Here is a 17042-nt window from a genome sequence, read left to right as displayed (position 1 = left end):
TAGGGAGAAGCCAATGCTGAAAAATTATCTGTTGATCTTCTTTATCTCCATGGTGCCCATCATCGAGCTGCGCGGAGCCATCCCCATTGGGCTGGGCATGGGGCTGCCGGTGCTGCCCACCTACCTTTTGTGCGTGCTGGGCAACATGATCCCGGTGCCCTTCATCTACCTGTTCGCCCGCAAATTCCTCATCTGGGGCTACCACAAGCCCCTCATCGGCCCCATCTGCCGCTTTTGCATCAATAAGGGCGAAAAGGGCGGCCGCGCACTGGAAGCCAAGGCAGGCAAGGGTCTGACTGTGGCACTGATGCTGTTCGTGGGCATCCCGCTGCCGGGCACCGGTGCGTGGACGGGCACGCTGGCGGCCTCCATTCTGGATATGAAGTTCAAGGACGTGCTGATCGCCTGCATGGGCGGCGTGCTGCTGGCGGGCATCATCATGGGCTTGGCAAGCGCCGGTCTGCTGGGCGCGCTCAGCGGGCTGTTTGCGGCGGGCTGACAAAACGCGGACGCTTTTGTCGTGAAAAATGCCGGTAGCTTTTCCGCCCGGAGTATGTTACACTGAATGATAGTTGTGAAAACCGGGATCTGCTCCCGGCCAGAAAGGACGTTATAGAACATGGATCAGGCACTGAATCAGAAAATTGACGCATACATTGCGGAAAATAAGGAGCAGCTGCTGCAGGACATTGCAGCGCTGGTCGCCATCGACAGCGTAGAGGGCACCCCGGAGGAGGGCGCACCCTTCGGCGCAGGCCCCCGTGCAGCACTGGACAAGACGCTGGAACTGGCAGCAGGCATGGGCTTTGCCACCCGCAACTGCGAAAACTACATCGGCTATGCCGAGCTGGCCGGTGCAGACCCGGAAAAATATCTGGCTACCATCTGCCATGTGGACGTTGTGCCCGTGGGCAACGGCTGGACGGCAGATCCCTTTAAGATGCGCATTCAGGACGGCTGGCTGCTGGGCCGCGGCGTCTCGGACGATAAGGGCCCGATGATCGTTACCCTGTACGCGCTGAAGTTCCTCAAGGAGCAGGGTTACCAGCTGCGCTACCCCATCCGTGCCATTGTGGGCGACAACGAGGAGACCCACATGAACGATGTGAAGTACTATCTGGAAAACTACCCCGCCCCCGTGTTCTGTTTTACCCCGGATGCCGAGTTCCCGGTGTGCAACGGCGAAAAAGGCCACTTTGGCGGTAAGATCGTCAGCCCGGTGTGCAACGGCGTCATTGCAGAGTTTGAAGGCGGTGTGGCCAACAATGCGGTGCCGGATCGCGCCAGCGCTCTGGTCAAGACCGATATCAGCAAGCTGAAGAATGCCCCCAACATCACGCTGGAGCCGGAAGGGGACGGTGTGCGGGTGCGCGGCTGGGGCAAATCCGGCCACGCCGCTATGCCGGAGGGCACGGTGAACGCCATCGGTCTGGTGGTGGATTACCTGCTGGACAACGGCCTGTGCAACGACACCGAGCGCGCCTATCTGGAGGCACTGCGCAAGCTGCACAGCTCCACCGCAGGCACCGGCCTTGGCATCGACTGCGCCGACGGCCCCTTCGGCCCGCTGACCATCATCGGCGGCCGCATCTATATGGAGGACGGCAAGCTGGTGCAGACCATCGACAGCCGCTTCCCCACCTGCACCAACGGCGAAAAGCTGACTGCACAGATCACTGCTGCGCTGGGCGAGGGCGCAAAGCTGGAGGATGTGGACGCAGCCGAGCCTTTCTACATTGAGGCCGACAGCCCCGCCATCCGCGCCTGCATCGACACCTACAACGAGGTGACCGGCGAGAACGCCACCCCCTTTACCATGGGCGGCGGCACCTATGCCCGCCACTTCCCCTATGCCGTCAGCTTCGGCCCGGAGCACGAGGATGTGAAGCTGCCGGAGTTCGGCGGCCCGATGCACGGTGCCAACGAGGCGGCTCCCATCGACAAGCTGCTGGAGGCCGTTAAGATCTACATTCTGGCGCTGCTGCGGCTGGAAGAGATCGACTTCTGAGGTCCGGCATGAACGTGCTTGTCATTGACGGGCAGGGCGGGGGATTGGGGCGCCAGCTGGTGGCTGCCCTCAGCGCCCAGTGCCCGGACATCCGGCTGGTGGCCGTGGGCACCAACAGTGTGGCCGCGCAGGCCATGCACAAGGCCGGGGCGCAGCGCGCCGCCACCGGCGAGAACGCCGTAGTGGTGAACTGCCGCAATGCGGATATCATCGTGGGACCCATCGGCATCGTTATTGCAGACGCGCTGCTGGGGGAGATCACGCCCGCCATGGCCACGGCGGTGTGCCAGAGCAGCGCCACCCGGGTGCTGATCCCGGTGAACCACTGCGAAAACTATATTGTCGGCGTGCCCGACCAGCCCATCGGCAGCCTTGTGGCTGCCGCCGTGCAGAAGGTGAAAGCCCTCTGTGCCGGGGAAGGCTGCTGAAAGGTGCTGTTTTTGCAGACCTTGTGCATAGGGCAGGCAAGGCCATCCAAAATGGCCGCCGCTTATCGGGTTGCGGCACCCAGCATCCGCATCGTGCCTTGGGCGGCACTTGCGTCTTGCTGGCCGCTGCCCCAACAACTCCTCCCTGTTTCCGCCACCGGCGGCGGTCGTCGTCGTTGCACTCTGGCCATATTCAGCGGAAGAATATTTTGAATTTCGGGGGACAGGAAAGTCTGCGGACTTTCCTGTCCCCATTTTCACAAGAGGGGTCGTAACAAAACAGGCGGCTGTACAAAATGCTGTACAGCCGCCTGTTTTGTTTATTCAGCGCATATTGCTGGTGCGGTGCTCCATCAGATAGGTAGCCTGCAGGTCTGCGATGTGCAGCTTGACCGCCAGCGGGTACTTGTCGTAGGCCTCTGAGATGGCAAAGCAGCCGCCCCGGGCAGCATCGTCAAAGCCGCCCATGTGCCAGCGGATGGCAACCGCTTCCTCCACCTTCAGCTTCATGAACCGCTCAATGAGGAACACACTCTTTTCGCCGTGACCGTAAGGGAAAAGGTCGTCCACACTGTAAAAGGGCGCCTTCTCCCACTGCCCGGTGGCTTCGTTCTTCACGTTGCGGGTGCCCAGCTTGTAGTAGTTGGCCTTGCACAGGTCGTGCAGCAGGGCACAGATGGCGTAGCTCTCCTCGCTTTCGCCCTCGGTGAAAAAGCTGTCGTGCAGCGCGTGGTAGACGTTCAGGCTGTGCATACACAGCCCGCCCTCACAGGCTCCGTGAAAACGGGTGGACGCCGGTGCGGTGAAAAAATCCGTCTTTTTGTCCAGCCAGTCCAGTAGCTTTTCACTGCCCGGGCGGGTGACGTGCTGCTGCCAGATGTCCAGAAACTCTGCGCGGTCGCCCCCGCTCACAGCTCCATGTCCTCCAGAATGCCCTTGAGGATGGCCAGCTCATCGTGGCTCAGGGAGATGCCCTTGCCCATGCGGGTGCCGTCCGGGGACCAGTCGCGGATGTCGTACTTGGGCTCGCCGTCATTCCAGCTGATAAGGTTCAGCTGGCGCTCCCAGCCGCGGGGGCGCTGGCTCAGCACGGCTACACGCTGGACAACTTCGTATTTGATCTCTGCCATATTGCAAAACCTGCCTTTATGTTTGTATGCTACCATAATAAGGGAAGTGCGGCGAGATTTCAACTGGTAAACTGAAATATTTTAAAAAATTTTTGTTACGCTCAGCCGTAAGGGGCGTCCTCGCGCCATTCCACCAGATCCAGAACGGCGGCGGTGTCCTCGTCCGGGGCGGGGTGGCGGCTGTGCAGCTTCTGCTTTGTGCTGAACAGCCCGGGCGCGTAGTGCGCCATCACGCTGGTCTGCACGTCCCCGGCCAGAAAGGCGGCGGCATTCTTCTGGCGGCAGGCCATGGGCGTGCCGTCTGTCATGGGGACGCCGGGCTTTTCCGGCTGCGGCAGCTCTGGCGGGGGCAGCTGGGTGCCGGGCGTGTCCGGCGCAGCCGGGGGCTGCAGGGGCATCCTACCCAGCGGCGGGGCATTGCGGGTGCTGTTTGCCTGCGGGGCGGCAGCGGTGCCGGGCTGGTTTTCCAGTTCGTGGCGGATGAAGGGTTCCAGAGAGTTCATCAAAATTCACCTCCGCCCCTAGTGTGCCCCGCCGGCGGCGTTTTACACCCGCAGCTCTACGGTGGAGCCGCCGGTGCGGGCCTTGTGCACCACCACCTGCCGGTCGATGCGGTCCTTGAGCGCCCCCACATGGGAGATGATGCCCACCAGCCGGTCGCCCTCGGTCAGGCCGGAGAGCACCCGGATGGCCAGCTCCAGCGATTCCTCGTCCAGCGAGCCGAAGCCCTCGTCGAGGAACAGGGTGTCCAGCCGGATGCCCCCGGCGCTGCTCTGCACCTCGTCCGAAAGGCCAAGCGCCAGCGCCAGCGATGCCTTGAAGCTCTCGCCGCCGGAAAGGGTCTTTACGCTGCGGCGGGTGCCGTTGTAGTGGTCGATGACGCCAAGGTTCAGCCCGGACTGGCTGCGCTGGTTCTCTGCACCGATGCGCTCCAGCTCGTATTGCCCGGCGGTCATCTGCATCAGCCGGGTGTTGGCGTAGCGCAGAATGCGGTCCAGATAGTTCATCTGGATGTAGGCTTCCAGCTTGATTTTTTGCTTGCTGGTCAGGGTGCCGCCCGCTGTGGCGGCCAGTGCGCTGACCCACTGCCACCGGCTTTCCAGCGTCTGCCGCGCTTCGGCGGCCGCGCGGTACTGTGCCGCCGTTTTGCGGTTGGGCAGCAACTGTGCCGAAAGCTGCTTTTCCCGGCTGCGCAAAGTCTCCCGCGCGGCGGTCAATTCTGCCTGCTGTGCGGTAAGCTCCTCGGCGCTGCAAGCGGGCAGCTCTTTTTGGGCGGCAGCCTGCTGTGCGGTCAGCGCCTCTACGGCGGCTTCGGCGGCGGCAACGGCCTGCTCGGCCTGTTTCAGCTTGCGCTGCGCCGTGTCCATGCCGGTGCGCAGGGTGCTTCGGTCGGCTTCCAGCTTGTCCAGCGCCGCCTGTGCGTCCGCGCGCCGGGGGTAGGGCAGGGCGGCGCGCCGCTCTGCGATTTGCCCTTCCAGCGCGTCTGCGCTGGCGTTCTGGACAGCGGCGCTGCGGTCGGCCTCGGCAGCGGCCTGCTCCAGCGCCGGACGCTGGCGGGTCTTTGCCTGCCGGTCGGCTTCCAGCTGCGCCTTGCGGCAGCAGTCGGCATCTGCTTGTCGGCACTGTGCAGCACAGTCTGCCTGTTCCGTCTGCAAGGCGGCGGCTTCCTCGGCCAGAACGTTGGTCATCAGGGCAAAGGTGAGGGGTACCGTGCCCTCCGGCGTGGTAAAGCGCTCCGGCAGCAGGGTCTCGGCGTCCCGCCGGAGGGAAGTTTTCGCCTCGTTGGCAGCAGCCAGTGCGCTCTGGGCGGCAGCGCTGGCGTTCTGCGCCTGCCGATCAGCTTCCGCAGCGGACTGCCGTGCGGCTTCTACCTGCGTCTGCGTGGGCGCGGTATGGGGCAGCAGGGCGCGGGCAGGGTGATGGGTACTGCCGCACACCGGGCAGGGCGCGCCTTCGACAAGGCTCTCGGCCAGCAGCCCGGCCTGTGCGTCCAGAAATGCCCGTTCCAGCGCGTCCCGCCGGGCGCGGGCTTCGTCCTGTGCGGCGGCAGCGGCGCGGTAACTCTCCTGCGCCTTGTGGGCAGTTTTGGCCTGCCGCTGGCAGTCCGCAAGGCGCTGTTCCAGCTTTGCCAGCGCTTCGCCGCGCTGTGTCAACTGGGCGCTGCGGTTTTGCAACGCTAACAGCCGGGTGTCCGCGTCTGCCAGCGCGGCAAGTTCGGTCTCAGCGGCGGCAAGAGCAGCGTTCAGGCTGTCCAGCTGGGTGCGCCGCTTTTGCGCCTGTGCCGCCGCCAGCCGGGCGGCGTCCCGCGCTTCGGTCTGCTGGCGGCAGACCGCGTCCAGCGCATCATAGGCCGCAAGGGCGCTCTGCGCCTGCGTCACCTGCGCGGTCAGGGCATCCAGTTGCACAGCGTCCCCGGCGTGGCGGTCAGCTTCGGCGCGGGCGGCATCCAGTGTGGGCTTTGCGGCGGCAAGCTCAGCCTGCCGGGCAGCCAGCTGCTGCGCCAGCCGCTGCGCCTGTGCGGCAGCACCCAGCTGCCGCTGCACCGTGTCCAGCTGGGCTTCGGTGGTGTGCAGGGCGGTGCCGGCTTCTTCCAGCGCCGCAGCCTGCCGGGCGGTCAGGGTGTCCAGCAAGGCAAGCGCTGTTTCCGGCACGGTCTGGGCGCACAGGGCGCGCAGCGCCTCGGCGTCCGGGTCGTCGGGGGCGAATTGCAGCCCGCCCAGCAGGCTGTCCAGCTTGGCGTTCTGGGCGGTGCGCTGCTGGTTCAGCGTGGATGCTTCGGCTTGTAAGCGCTCCTGCAGCTGGGCATAGCGCTGGGTGCGGAACAGCTTGCGGAAGATGCGGCTGCGCTCCTCGGTGGAGGCGTTGAGCAGCTTTGTGAACTGTCCCTGCGCAATGAGCACGATCTGAGAGAACTGGTTGTAGTCCAGCCCGATGATCTCCTGCACGGCAGCGGTCACGTCCTTCGCCTTGGTCACCGGCGGGCGGTCGTCCGGGTAGGTCAGGGTGGCATCCGCCTTTTCGGTGGTCATGCCCTCGCCCCGGGCCTTGGGACGCTGATACTCCGGGTTGCGGCGCACCGTATAGCGCACGCCGTGCACCTCAAATTCCAGCTCCACAAAGGTAGGGGTCTTGTCGTCTGCGTACTTGCAGCGCAGCATGGAGCCCTCCCGGATGCCGCTGCTGGAATGATCGTACAGCGCGTAGGTGATGGCGTCAAAAAGGGTGGTCTTGCCCGCGCCGGTGTCGCCGGTAATGAGGTACAGCCCGCCTTTGCCCAGCTTTTCAAGGTCAAGGGTAGTCTGGGCGGCATAGGGGCCAAAGGCCGAAAGGGTCAGTCGCAGCGGTCTCATACGGTGTCGCCCTCCTTCCAGATCTCCTCGATCAGTTCTTGGCAGAACGCCGTCTGCTCGGCGGTCATGGGCTGGTTGTTTTGCAGCTGGTAAAAGGCAGCCAGATGTTCCAGCGGGGAGATGTTCTCGGTGCGCTCCGGGGCGCAGATCTCCTGCTGCTGGCGGGTGCGCTGGTTGTCGTAGTCCAGCTGCATCAGGTTGGGGTAGATGACCCGCAGCCGCGCCAGCGCGTCCGGAACGTCCTGCTCGTCGGTCAGGGTAATGTGCAGGTAATCGTCCACGGCAGTGCCTTCGTAGCGGCGGCGGTCGGTCAGTTCCATGTAGCTGCCCCGCAGCCCGCGCAGATCGTGCCGGGGGGTCAGGGGCGCGGTGGTGATGTGCACCTCGCCCTTTGCGCCCAGCTCCACAAAGGTGGCGCTTTTGCGCTGCCCCACCTCTGAAAAGGAATATTTCAGCGGTGTGCCGCAGTAGCGCAGGGTCTCCCGCCCGACCTTTTGCGGGCTGTGCAGATGCCCCAGCGCCACATAGTCAAAGGCATCGAACAGGGCGGCGTCCACGCTATCCACCCCGCCCACCGAGGGCTCCTCGCTCTCGCAGGCGGCAGCACCTGCCACGAACTGGTGCGCCACCAGTACACTGCGGTGACCGGTGGCCGGGGTGCAGTGCCGCAGCACGCAGGCAAGGGCGTCGTTGTAGCTTTCAATGGGCTCGTCCGGCCAGACGTGCCGCACCATGGCGGGCTTCAAAAAGGGCAGTAAGTACACATCTACTGTGCCGTGGGCATCCTGCAGGGGGATGGGCTGCGGCGCACCGGTGAACACAGGGCTGACGTAGACTTGGCTGTCGGCCAGCAGGGCAGAGGCAAAGGCCACCCGGTCGGCAGAATCGTGGTTGCCGCTGATGGCGAATACCGGCAGCTTCCGCGCTGCCAGCTGGGTCAAAAACCAGTCCAGCAGCCGCACCGCCTCGGCAGGGGGGACGGGCTTGTCGTAAAGGTCCCCGGCCAGCAGCACGCCGTCCACAGGGGTCTCATCCAGCAGGGCCAGAATTTGTTCCAGAATATACCGCTGATCTTCCAGCATGGAAAACTCGCACACCCGCTTGCCCAGATGCAGGTCGGACAAATGCAGAAAACGCAAACAGGAACACCGCCTTTCAAAAAACGCTTTGCCCTATTATAACGCAGCCGCCGCTGCGGGCGCAACCAAGGAAAACAGAAAAAGCACCTGCAATGTCTGGAAACAATGCAGGTGCAGGGGGAAAACCCCTTCCGTCTTGCCGCTGCGCGTCAAGCCACCTCCCCCAAGGGGGAGGCTTTTGCCGCAGGCGACTGAAGGGGTCAGGTCAGAACATCTTTTCCCAAGTGGCGTAGCCCACACTGCCGTCTGCCGTCAGATCGTTGTGCCGCTGGAACCGCTGCACGGCGGCAGCGGTGGCCGCACCGTACTTGCCGTCATCCTTCAGCCGCTCGCCCAGAGAGTTGAGTTTTTGCTGCACCAGACGCACCGTGCCGCCGGAGGAGCCGGTGTGCAGCACGATGCCGGGGTAGGGCACCTTCAGTCCGTGCTTTGCGGTGTAGCGGGTGTAGAGCACGTTCCATGTGTTCTGTCCCACCTTGCCGTCCATGTTCATCTTGTTCTTCAGCTGGAACTCCTGCACGGCACGCTGGGTGCCGACGCCGAATTTACCGTCTGCCTTCAGCACATCGTACCATGTGCACGCATCGCGCACGCCGTTGAGCCACGTCTGCACAAGTGCCACGTCCGGCCCGGAGGAGCCGCGCTGGAGCAGGGAATAATAACCGGGAATCGCCATAGAGGGATCCCTCCTTTCCCTCCATGCTATGCTCCGGCGGGGTGCGGCGTCACCCCGCCAGCAGCACCGTCTGCCGCCGGGCGGTCAGCCGGTGCGCCCAGTCCACCAGCCGGAACCGCAGGATGTACTGCCCGCAGACAAGGTCGTTTTCCGCAGGCAGAGCGTAGCCGCCCTGCGCAAAGCTGCATAGCCCCGGGTACAGCACACACCACCAGTTGCGTCCACCGCCGCTGCCGATGTCGATGCGCACGGCATCGTACCGCCCGGCGGGCAGCTGACCGGTGGGGTAGCGCCGGGCGGGAAAGTACATATTCACAAGGTACACCCGCACCGGGGCACGGATGCCCTGCGCGGCCAGCGCCCGCTGCGCTGCCAGCTGAAACTGCAAAAGCCGCCCCGCCGCCCATGCCCGCGCCTCCGGTGCGCTTTGCGCCGGGCATTGCTGCATCACGGCCAGCACGGCGTCCCGCACCCGGAGTTTGGCGCTCTGGTCGGCTACGGCATCACTGGCCGCCCGGATGTGCAGCCGCAGGGTGTCGGCACACAGCGCTGCCCCGGCATCCAGCTGGGTGCGCCCCCAGCACAGCCCCTGCAAAGCGCCGCACAGCGCAAAGCCCGCCAGCAAGCTGGCGCACAGCAGCCGCATCTGCCGGACGGAAAGCGGTTTTGAAAACCAGCGAAGCATAAAAAACAGACCCCTCTTCTGGAAATGATAACCAGAGGATGGGTCTGCTGCGGCGGGGTTATACAAAAAAATAAATCCTCTCAGTCATTGCTGCGCAATGACTGAGAGGATTCGTATCAGTTCTTCAAAGACTGCATGGGTGCGGGCAGGCGGCCGCCGCGGTTGATGAACACCGAGGGGTCGTGACTGTTCACCGGCATGATGGCGCCGTAGCCCAGCAGGCCGCCGAAGTCCAGCACCTCACCGGCCTTGCGGCCGATGGCGGGGATCACGCGCACGGCGGTGGTCTTGCTGTTCACCATGCCAATGGCGGCTTCGTCCGCGATCAGGGCGCTGATGACGGCAGGGGTGGTGTCGCCGGGGATGATGACCATGTCGATGCCCACAGAGCAGACGGCGGTCATGGCTTCCAGCTTTTCAATGGTCAGGCAGCCGATCTCGGCAGCGTGGATCATACCGGCATCCTCACTGACCGGGATAAAGGCACCGGACAGGCCGCCAACGTGGTTGGAGGCCATCACACCGCCCTTCTTCACGGCATCGTTCAGCAGGGCAAGGCAGGCGGTGGTGCCGCAGCAGCCGCAGGTCTCCAGACCCATCTCTTCCAGAATATTGGCCACGCTGTCGCCGATGGCCGGGGTGGGAGCCAGAGAAAGGTCGATGATACCGGCGGGCACGCCCAGTGCCTTGGAGGCAAGGTTTGCCACCAGCTGACCCACGCGGGTGATCTTGAAGGCGGTGCGCTTTACCAGCTCTGCCACCTCGTCAATGGGGGCGTCCTTGGGCAGGCGTGCCAGCGCGGCGCGCACAGCGCCCGGGCCGGAAACGCCCACATGGATCTCGCAGTCCGGCTCGCCGGGGCCGTGGAAAGCACCGGCCATGAAGGGGTTATCCTCCGGGGCGTTGCAGAACACCACCAGCTTGGCAGCGCCGATGCACTGACGGTCGGCGGTCAGCTCGCTGGCCTTCTTCACGGCTTCACCCATCAGCTTGATGGCGTCCATGTTCAGGCCGGCCTTGGTGGCGCCGATGTTCACCGAGCTGCACACGATGTCGGTCTCGGCCAGTGCGCGGGGGATGGATTCGATCAGGCGGCGGTCACCGGCGGAAAAGCCCTTGTGCACCAGTGCGCTGTAACCGCCCACAAAGTTGACGCCCACCTTTTTGCCGGCGGCGTCCAGCGTCTTTGCAAAGTCCACGGGGTCTGCCTCCGGGCAGGCACCCAGCAGCATGGCGATGGGGGTAACGCTGATGCGCTTGTTGATGATAGGGATACCGTACTCGGCGCTGATGTGCTCCACGGTGGAGACAAGGTTCGCAGCCTTGGTGGTGATCTTGTTGTAGATGTTCTCGCAGGCCTTTTTGGGGTCCGGGTCGATGCAGTCCAGCAGGCTGATGCCCATGGTCACGGTGCGCACGTCCAGATTATCCTGCGTGAACATCTCGATGGTTTCCAGGATATCCCCGGTGTTAAACATACTCATAGCGGTTGCGGGCTCCTTTCCGGCTCAGATGGTGTGCATGGCGTCAAAAACTTCCTGACGGGTCACGTTGATCTGCATCCCCATCTCGGCGGCAAGTGCATCGGTGCGCTTGTGCAGCTGGTCGTGGTCAACATTGCAGTTGGAAAGGTTCACCAGCATGATCATGGCAAACATTCCCTGCAGGATGCTCTGGGTCACATCCTCGATGTTGATGTTCAGCTCGGTGCACAGACCGGCCACCTTTGCGACAACGCCCACGGTATCGTGTCCAATGACGGTAATGAAAGCTTTCATGGTTTCCACCCTCGTTTTCCTTATAGTGATTGGTGCCGCCAAAGACCCGGCACACGCTTACCCTTCCAGTATAGCAGATTTAGCAAATTTTGAACACACTTTTTGTAAAAAAGAGCAGAATACGGGGGCAAAAGACATTCTATATAAAAATCAAGTGCAATCTGCCGGGGCTTGTGCTATACTTATACTTAATTTCCCACGGATTTCCGTGTAGAGGGTTGATAAGGAGTATATGACAATGGAACAGCTTTTGAAGATTCTGGAAAACAACGCCCGGCTGCCCGTGGAGGACATTGCCACCATGCTGAACAAATCCCCCGCCGAGGTGGCGGCGATGATGGACCTTGCCCGGGCGCAGGGCATCATCAAGGGCTACAAGACCCTTGTGGACTGGGAAAAGGCCAAGGTGAACCGCGTGGAGGCGGTCATCGAGCTGAACGTCAGCCCCAAAAAGAGCCGCGGCTTTGACGAGATCGCTGCCACCATTGCCGCCTTTGACGAGGTGGAGAGCGTGCTGCTGATGAGCGGTGGGTACGACCTGCAGCTGGTGATCAAGGGACAGACCTTCCAGGAGATCGCCCTGTTTGTGGCAAAGCGGCTTTCGCCGCTGGACGATGTGCTGTCCACCGCCACTCATTTTGTGCTGCGCACCTACAAAAAAGAGGGGCGGCTGTATCAGGATGAAGAAATTGATGAAAGAGAGTGCACGGTGCTGTGATGGATTATGATAAACTGATCGCGCCTGCCGCCAAGGCCATGCGCCCCTCCGGCATCCGCAAATTTTTCGATCTGGCCGCCGAAATGCCCGAGTGCATCAGCCTTGGCGTAGGCGAGCCGGACTTCAAGACCCCGTGGGCTGTGCGCGAGGCCGGCATTGAAAGCCTTGAGCATGGCCGCACCCGCTATACCTCCAACGCCGGCTTAAAAGAGCTGCGCGCCGAGATCAGCCGGTATCTGGAGCGGCGCATGAACCTGCGCTACGACCCCATGCGGCAGATTTTAGTGACCGTGGGCGGCAGCGAGGCCATTGATATGTGCATCCGCACGCTGGTAAAGCCCGGGGACGAGGTGATCATCCCGGAGCCCTGCTTTGTGTGCTACGAGCCCATCACCACCCTGTCCGGCGGCGTGCCGGTGCACGTTGCCTGCCGTCAGGAGGACGAGTTCCGTCTGCGTGCCGAGGCGCTGAAGGCAGCCATCACCCCCAAGACCAAGCTGGTCATCATGCCCTTCCCCAATAACCCCACCGGTGCGGTGATGGAGCGGGAAGATCTGGAAGCTGTGGCAGAGGTGCTGCGCGGCACCGACATCATGGTGCTGTCCGATGAGATCTACGCTGAACTGAACTACGGCCTGCGGCCGCACGTTTCCATTGCCACCCTGCCTGGCATGGCAGAGCGCACCATCGTGGTGAACGGCTTTTCCAAGAGCTACGCCATGACCGGCTGGCGTCTGGGCTACGCCTGCGGCCCGGAGGCGGTCATTAAAATTATGACCAAGATTCACCAGAGCGCCATCATGAGCGCCCCCACCACCAGCCAGTACGCCGCCATCACTGCCCTGAAGGAGTGTGATGGCGAGATCGACCGGATGCGGGACGAATACAATATGCGCCGCCGTCTGGTAGTGCGCAGCTTCAACGACATGGGACTGACCTGCTTCGAGCCCCGGGGTGCGTTCTACGCCTTCCCCTGCATCAAGAGCACCGGCATGAGCAGTCAGGAGTTCTGCACAAAGCTTTTGGAGCAAAAGCACGTTGCCATCATCCCCGGCGATGCCTTTGGCGCTTCCGGCGAGGGGTACTGCCGCGTTTCCTACGCTTACAGCGTGGAGCACCTGACCGAGGCGCTGAAGCGCATCCGGGAGTTTTTGGTGGAAAACAACATCTACCACGGCAACTGAGGAGGAACACAGATGGAACGGCGAGAGCGGAGAAACGCAGTGACCGTGCTGGCCCCGGCCAAGCTCAATCTGGCACTGGATGTAGTGGGCTTGCTGCCCAATGGCTACCATGCGCTGGACATGACCATGCAGACCATCACCTTGTACGAGCGGGTGATGCTGCGCCGCAGCGCCGGGCTCAGTCTGCGTCTGCCGGGCAGCCTTGTGCAGCCCAACGATAAAAACACCGCCATCAAGGCGGCGCTGGCGTTCTTCCACTACACCGGCCTGCTGGCGGGGGTGGATATCACCATCTACAAAAACACCCCGGTGCGGGCGGGTATGGCGGGCGGCAGCGCAGACGCCGCCGCCGTGCTGGTGGGGTTAAATGCCCTGTACGGCGCAAAGCTTTCCATGAGCGAGCTGTGCGCGCTGGGCGCTGGCATCGGTGCGGACGTGCCCTTTGCCCTGATGGGCGGCACCTGCCGGGTGCAGGGCGTGGGCGACCTGCTCAAGGCGCTGCCGCCCGTGCCGGACTGCTGGTTCACGGTGGTGATGCCGGATTACGGCGTGTCCACCCCGGAAGCCTTTGCCGCCTACGATACCGTGGGCAGCAGCATCCACCCGGACTGTGAAGCGCAGGAAGCAGCCATCCGCGCCGGAGATTTAGATGCCGTATGCGCTGCCGCCGGTAACGCGCTGGAGGAGTGCAGCGGCGCAAAGGATAACGAGGCGATCAAAGCCCTGCTCCGGGCGCACGGCGCTGTCACCGCGCTGATGACCGGCAGCGGCGCGGCGGTGTTCGGCGTGTTCCGGGACGAAGCTGCCGCCAGAGCCGCCGCAGCGGCAGCAAAGCGGCAGTGGCCGCAGGTCTACGTTGCGCAGCCCGACCGCGGCGGTGCCCGGGTGATCCGCTAAAAAAAGTATAAACCTCCTTCCCGCAGGGCATACTGAACCCAAAGGAAGGAGGTCTTTTTTGTGCAGACCTTTTACAAAATCTGCCTGCTGCTGCTCATCGTGGGCGGTGTGAACTGGGGGCTCGTGGGGCTTTTTCAGTTCGACCTTGTGGGCTGGCTGCTGGGCGGCAGCACCTCGGTGTGGTCCCGCATCGTGTTTGCGCTGGTGGGCTTGGCCGCCCTTGGCTGCATTCCGAATCTGTTCAGCGAGAAACCGGAGGAAGAATAACAAAACAGCTGCTGCACTTTCGCGTGCAGCAGCTGTTTTACGTTATTTTATTGGTCGTTATCCACATCGTCCCAGCCGATGAGGTCGGGCAGGGTCAGCGTTTCGTCCGAGCAGTGGTGGCTTGCGCGGCGCTGGTCGGCAGCCTTGGCGTGCACTACCTCGCGGGCAAGCTCCCGGATGGCAATGCAGTCCTCCGGCAGGTCGGTCTGGCTGCGGCCGGAGTGGGTGAACAGGATCTGCCCCTCGTGGCCGACGATCAGGGTCATGGGCAAAATCTGCGGGGCATTGCGGTCGTAGTGATAGCCGGCATCCCGGGCACTTTTGTAGATGCGCTGGGCAGAAAAGCTCCAGCTCAAAAGCCCGCGTGCCTGTTCTACCCCCAGATAGCTGTACAGCACGCCCGGCGCATCGCAGATGATGGGGAAGGGAAACTCTTTCCCCTGCGTAGCCTCGGCCACCGCGCGGGGGGCAGAGCGCACCACGCACGCCAGCCGCACACCCCGCAGCCGCGGCAGGGTCTTTAAGTAGCGGGCAAGGTATTCCCGGGTGACCGGGTGGTCGAACCCGGGCAGAAAGATCATGCACAGGGGCTCGGTGCCCGCACACAGGGCGTAAAAATCGTTGCCGGGGGTGGTGGGGGTGTCAAAGGTGAACCGGGGAATGGAGGTACCAACCAGATGCTCAGAGCTCATGCCGCAATTGCACATCCTTTCAAATGGTGATAAAAAAATCCACAGCCGTGCCCTGTGTTTGCAGGGGCACAAGCGGTGGATTGGATTACTATAAAGATCCCGCCCGGTCGTCTGCGGTCAATCAAACCTACCCTTACGGACAGGTGGGTGCCCTGTCGCCGGAATCACGCTTCCTCATCGAACCTCCATGGTCGACCCATGGCGGGGAGGTCTGCAATCCACCGGAGAACCCCGGGCTCCCGTTGAATGATTAGTAGGATCATACAAACCGCAACAAATCGAGCCGGGCAGGAAGTCTTGCACGGGTCAATCCGTCAAAGGACTTACTCGATATCGTAGTCCTCGCTCAGACGCTGCTCGAACAGCTTGCTGACTTCCATCAGCACCTCGTCGTCCTCTACAACGTCCAGATATTCGCCTTCATCGTCCTCCCCGACACTCAGGATCACCAGCTGGGCGTCCTCGTTCAGGTCCTCTTCGTTCTCGGCGTATTCCACAACAGCCAGATAATGAACACCCTTGTGGTCCAGCGCATCGATCACCTCAAAGGTGACCTCGTTGCCGTCCTCGTCCTCAAGGGTCATCAGGTCGGGCTGATATTCTTCCTCAGTATTGGGGTTCTTGATCTCGTCAGACATAGTACGCTCCTGTATTGCTTCATCACAAAAAGCAGTTGGTGCTGCGGGCTGCACCCCGCTTGGTCTGCTTATAGTGTAGCGTGTTTTGCCCGGTTCGTCAAGATGCTTTTTCGCACAGAAATCATTGGATAAATTTTCACGCAATTTCCTCTCGCACTGCCGCACAGAATATGGTATACTACTGGTTGAATCTTTTGCGCTGCGCTGTGCAGCGTTGCAGTACAGTATATGGAACAGGGAGCGGGAATATGTTGAAAAAATTCGGGGTAGTCTGTCTTGCGGCGGTGCTGCTGCTTACCGGCTGCACGCTGCGGCCGCAGGAAAACGGCAGCAAAGTCCAGAGCATCAGCCGCCCGGCGGTGGAATCGGCAGAGCTGCAATTCACCCACCCGGCGGCGGGGGACACGGTTGCGGTGTTCGATACCTCTGCGGGTGTTTTCCGGGCGCTGCTCTTCCCGGAAAAGGCTCCGCAGGCCTGCGATAACTTCATCGGCCTTGTGCAGCAGGGCTACTACAACGGCCTTACCGTGAGCCGGGTGGAGAACCAGTTTGTGGTGGAAGCCGGGCAGGGCGCAGACGGCAAGGGCTCTACCATCTGGAAGGGCAATCGCTACCCGGTGGAAGCATCGGACAGCCTGCACCATTACGCCGGGGCGCTGTGCATGGGAGTGGACGCCTCCGGCGCGTGCGCCAGCGTGTTCTATGTGGTGGAATCGCTGCCGGGAGAACAGTCGGTAACGCAGGAGCTGGTGGACCAGATGAACGCCGCCGGTTACCGCGCCGAGGTGGTATCCGCGTACCAGACGGCAGGCGGTGCGCCCTATCTGGACTACACCGACACTGTGTTCGGGCAGGTGTACGAGGGCATGGACATCGTGGACACCATCGCCCAGACCGCTGTGGACGAAAGCCAGAAGCCCACCACCGATATCACCATCAACAGCGTGAGCATTGAAACCTATCAGGGATAATAGTAAAGTCAAAAAAATGATGCCTGTGCGTGAGCACAGGCATCATTTTTATATCTCCCCGGGATGCTCCTTGCGCCATGCAAGGTAGTCCTCTAAAATCACCGTGGCGCTGACCGAATCCAGGATCTCCTTGCGGCGGCTGCCGTAGGTGCCGCTCTCGTCCAGAAGGTCGGCGGCGGCACAGGTGGTCTGGCGCTCGTCCCACATCCGCACCGGCAGGCCGCTCCAAAGCTCCACGGTCTTTGCCAGCTTGCGGCTCTTGGCGGCGCGCTCACCCTCGGTGCCGTCCATATTCAGCGGCAGACCGATCAGGATCATCTCGGCTTCGATCTCCTTGGCTACCTCGCAGACCCGGGCGGCAACCTTGTTGCGCGCCTTTAAGGTGATCTGGGGCGTGATGGCGGTGGTAAGAAATTCGGTGCGGTCGCAGGTGGCAAGGCCGGTGCGGCTGTCCCCGTAGTCAACGGCTAAAATCTTCATA

The 17042-nt window shown here is 62.4% G+C and carries 20 protein-coding genes and 1 other RNA gene; 8 read left to right on the top strand and 13 right to left on the bottom strand.

What is annotated here, in order from left to right:
* Window positions 1–13 precede the first annotated feature (13 nt).
* From ACXPUX_RS14235 to ACXPUX_RS14225, 3 genes are all read left to right on the top strand, one after another.
* On the top strand, window positions 14–499 hold the full coding sequence (locus ACXPUX_RS14235; RefSeq protein ID WP_458828837.1) for a COG2426 family protein: 486 nt from the start codon (window positions 14–16) through the stop codon (window positions 497–499).
* Between the two features lie 120 nt (window positions 500–619).
* Entirely contained in the window at window positions 620–2008 is a 1389-nt protein-coding gene (locus tag ACXPUX_RS14230; RefSeq protein ID WP_458828835.1) for a Sapep family Mn(2+)-dependent dipeptidase, read from the top strand.
* An 8-nt stretch (window positions 2009–2016) separates the two neighbouring features.
* Complete coding sequence (locus tag ACXPUX_RS14225) at window positions 2017–2436, top strand: DUF3842 family protein (protein ID WP_117554360.1); 420 nt, start codon at window positions 2017–2019, stop codon at window positions 2434–2436.
* A 324-nt stretch (window positions 2437–2760) separates the two neighbouring features.
* Here the strand turns inward: ACXPUX_RS14225 and ACXPUX_RS14220 are convergent, their stop codons facing one another.
* The 9 genes from ACXPUX_RS14220 to ACXPUX_RS14180 all read right to left on the bottom strand — a co-directional run bounded on the left by ACXPUX_RS14220 (window position 2761) and on the right by ACXPUX_RS14180 (window position 11194).
* Entirely contained in the window at window positions 2761–3348 is a 588-nt protein-coding gene (locus tag ACXPUX_RS14220; RefSeq protein ID WP_112090447.1) for a hydrolase, read from the bottom strand.
* Window positions 3345–3566: a YdbC family protein gene (locus ACXPUX_RS14215; protein WP_015536721.1), complete on the bottom strand. Its 222-nt coding sequence runs from the start codon at window positions 3564–3566 to the stop codon at window positions 3345–3347. Before ACXPUX_RS14215 ends, ACXPUX_RS14220 begins: the two co-directional genes overlap by 4 nt.
* 101 nt (window positions 3567–3667) lie before the next feature.
* On the bottom strand, window positions 3668–4069 hold the full coding sequence (locus tag ACXPUX_RS14210) for a hypothetical protein (RefSeq protein WP_458828832.1): 402 nt from the start codon (window positions 4067–4069) through the stop codon (window positions 3668–3670).
* 42 nt (window positions 4070–4111) lie between these two features.
* Entirely contained in the window at window positions 4112–6916 is a 2805-nt protein-coding gene (locus ACXPUX_RS14205) for an AAA family ATPase (RefSeq protein ID WP_458828830.1), read from the bottom strand.
* A complete protein-coding gene (locus tag ACXPUX_RS14200; RefSeq protein ID WP_458828828.1) occupies window positions 6913–8055 on the bottom strand; it encodes an exonuclease SbcCD subunit D in 1143 nt (380 codons plus the stop codon). Before ACXPUX_RS14200 ends, ACXPUX_RS14205 begins: the two co-directional genes overlap by 4 nt.
* A 205-nt stretch (window positions 8056–8260) precedes the next feature.
* A complete protein-coding gene (locus tag ACXPUX_RS14195; protein WP_458828826.1) occupies window positions 8261–8731 on the bottom strand; it encodes a peptidoglycan-binding domain-containing protein in 471 nt (156 codons plus the stop codon).
* 49 nt (window positions 8732–8780) lie between these two features.
* Window positions 8781–9416 (bottom strand): stage II sporulation protein R, encoded by a 636-nt coding sequence (locus tag ACXPUX_RS14190; protein WP_458828824.1) that lies wholly within the window; start codon window positions 9414–9416, stop codon window positions 8781–8783.
* Between the two features lie 116 nt (window positions 9417–9532).
* A complete protein-coding gene (locus ACXPUX_RS14185; protein WP_458828822.1) occupies window positions 9533–10900 on the bottom strand; it encodes a DUF711 family protein in 1368 nt (455 codons plus the stop codon).
* A gap of 24 nt (window positions 10901–10924) precedes the next feature.
* A complete protein-coding gene (locus ACXPUX_RS14180; protein ID WP_458828820.1) occupies window positions 10925–11194 on the bottom strand; it encodes an ACT domain-containing protein in 270 nt (89 codons plus the stop codon).
* A gap of 238 nt (window positions 11195–11432) precedes the next feature.
* Between ACXPUX_RS14180 and ACXPUX_RS14175 the strand changes: the two genes are divergently transcribed.
* From ACXPUX_RS14175 to ACXPUX_RS14160, 4 genes are read left to right on the top strand one after another with little or no spacing between them, the layout of a single operon-like run.
* Window positions 11433–11912, top strand: a complete 480-nt coding sequence (locus tag ACXPUX_RS14175; protein WP_015536725.1) for an Lrp/AsnC family transcriptional regulator — start codon at window positions 11433–11435, stop codon at window positions 11910–11912.
* Window positions 11912–13096, top strand: coding sequence for a pyridoxal phosphate-dependent aminotransferase (locus ACXPUX_RS14170; RefSeq protein ID WP_097782360.1), 1185 nt, complete (start codon window positions 11912–11914; stop codon window positions 13094–13096). Before ACXPUX_RS14175 ends, ACXPUX_RS14170 begins: the two co-directional genes overlap by 1 nt.
* 12 nt (window positions 13097–13108) lie before the next feature.
* Window positions 13109–13993, top strand: a complete 885-nt coding sequence (gene ispE / locus ACXPUX_RS14165; RefSeq protein ID WP_458828817.1) for a 4-(cytidine 5'-diphospho)-2-C-methyl-D-erythritol kinase — start codon at window positions 13109–13111, stop codon at window positions 13991–13993.
* Window positions 13994–14053: 60 nt separating this feature from the next.
* The gene (locus tag ACXPUX_RS14160) at window positions 14054–14260 is read left to right on the top strand and encodes a DUF378 domain-containing protein (protein ID WP_458828815.1); all 207 of its coding nucleotides are present in this window, start codon (window positions 14054–14056) and stop codon (window positions 14258–14260) included.
* 47 nt (window positions 14261–14307) lie between these two features.
* Here ACXPUX_RS14160 and ACXPUX_RS14155 read toward each other — a convergent pair whose 3' ends face one another.
* The 3 genes from ACXPUX_RS14155 to ACXPUX_RS14145 form a co-directional block, all read right to left on the bottom strand.
* On the bottom strand, window positions 14308–14952 hold the full coding sequence (locus ACXPUX_RS14155) for a thioredoxin domain-containing protein (RefSeq protein ID WP_458828813.1): 645 nt from the start codon (window positions 14950–14952) through the stop codon (window positions 14308–14310).
* 92 nt (window positions 14953–15044) lie between these two features.
* Window positions 15045–15249, bottom strand: a non-coding RNA gene (ssrS, locus tag ACXPUX_RS14150) — 6S RNA.
* A 26-nt stretch (window positions 15250–15275) separates the two neighbouring features.
* Window positions 15276–15590, bottom strand: coding sequence for a DUF1292 domain-containing protein (locus tag ACXPUX_RS14145; RefSeq protein ID WP_005928201.1), 315 nt, complete (start codon window positions 15588–15590; stop codon window positions 15276–15278).
* A gap of 248 nt (window positions 15591–15838) precedes the next feature.
* Between ACXPUX_RS14145 and ACXPUX_RS14140 the strand changes: the two genes are divergently transcribed.
* Window positions 15839–16561 carry a peptidylprolyl isomerase gene (locus tag ACXPUX_RS14140; protein ID WP_458828811.1) on the top strand — a complete coding sequence of 241 codons (723 nt, stop codon included), beginning with the start codon at window positions 15839–15841 and terminating at the stop codon, window positions 16559–16561.
* A gap of 48 nt (window positions 16562–16609) precedes the next feature.
* Here ACXPUX_RS14140 and ruvX read toward each other — a convergent pair whose 3' ends face one another.
* Complete coding sequence (ruvX, locus tag ACXPUX_RS14135; RefSeq protein ID WP_015536729.1) at window positions 16610–17041, bottom strand: Holliday junction resolvase RuvX; 432 nt, start codon at window positions 17039–17041, stop codon at window positions 16610–16612.
* Between the last annotated feature and the right edge of the window lies 1 nt (window position 17042).

The sequence above is a fragment of the Faecalibacterium sp. PGM34 genome (genome assembly GCF_054456555.1).
Note: the sequence above shows the minus strand (reverse complement) of the source record. Positions and strands in the feature narration are given on the sequence as shown.

Bases quoted from the DNA above. Each gene is read 5' to 3' on its own strand.
- ACXPUX_RS14235 (WP_458828837.1), top strand. From the start codon at position 14: ATGCTGAAAAATTATCTGTTGATCTTCTTTATCTCCATGGTGCCCATC.
- ACXPUX_RS14230 (WP_458828835.1), top strand. From the start codon at position 620: ATGGATCAGGCACTGAATCAGAAAATTGACGCATACATTGCGGAAAAT.
- ACXPUX_RS14225 (WP_117554360.1), top strand. From the start codon at position 2,017: ATGAACGTGCTTGTCATTGACGGGCAGGGCGGGGGATTGGGGCGCCAG.
- ACXPUX_RS14215 (WP_015536721.1), bottom strand. From the start codon at position 3,566: ATGGCAGAGATCAAATACGAAGTTGTCCAGCGTGTAGCCGTGCTGAGC.
- ACXPUX_RS14210 (WP_458828832.1), bottom strand. From the start codon at position 4,069: ATGAACTCTCTGGAACCCTTCATCCGCCACGAACTGGAAAACCAGCCC.
- ACXPUX_RS14205 (WP_458828830.1), bottom strand. From the start codon at position 6,916: ATGAGACCGCTGCGACTGACCCTTTCGGCCTTTGGCCCCTATGCCGCC.
- ACXPUX_RS14195 (WP_458828826.1), bottom strand. From the start codon at position 8,731: ATGGCGATTCCCGGTTATTATTCCCTGCTCCAGCGCGGCTCCTCCGGG.
- ACXPUX_RS14190 (WP_458828824.1), bottom strand. From the start codon at position 9,416: ATGCTTCGCTGGTTTTCAAAACCGCTTTCCGTCCGGCAGATGCGGCTG.
- ACXPUX_RS14185 (WP_458828822.1), bottom strand. From the start codon at position 10,900: ATGAGTATGTTTAACACCGGGGATATCCTGGAAACCATCGAGATGTTC.
- ACXPUX_RS14180 (WP_458828820.1), bottom strand. From the start codon at position 11,194: ATGAAAGCTTTCATTACCGTCATTGGACACGATACCGTGGGCGTTGTC.
- ACXPUX_RS14175 (WP_015536725.1), top strand. From the start codon at position 11,433: ATGGAACAGCTTTTGAAGATTCTGGAAAACAACGCCCGGCTGCCCGTG.
- ACXPUX_RS14170 (WP_097782360.1), top strand. From the start codon at position 11,912: ATGGATTATGATAAACTGATCGCGCCTGCCGCCAAGGCCATGCGCCCC.
- ispE (WP_458828817.1), top strand. From the start codon at position 13,109: ATGGAACGGCGAGAGCGGAGAAACGCAGTGACCGTGCTGGCCCCGGCC.
- ACXPUX_RS14155 (WP_458828813.1), bottom strand. From the start codon at position 14,952: ATGAGCTCTGAGCATCTGGTTGGTACCTCCATTCCCCGGTTCACCTTT.
- ACXPUX_RS14145 (WP_005928201.1), bottom strand. From the start codon at position 15,590: ATGTCTGACGAGATCAAGAACCCCAATACTGAGGAAGAATATCAGCCC.
- ACXPUX_RS14140 (WP_458828811.1), top strand. From the start codon at position 15,839: ATGTTGAAAAAATTCGGGGTAGTCTGTCTTGCGGCGGTGCTGCTGCTT.
- ruvX (WP_015536729.1), bottom strand. From the start codon at position 17,041: ATGAAGATTTTAGCCGTTGACTACGGGGACAGCCGCACCGGCCTTGCC.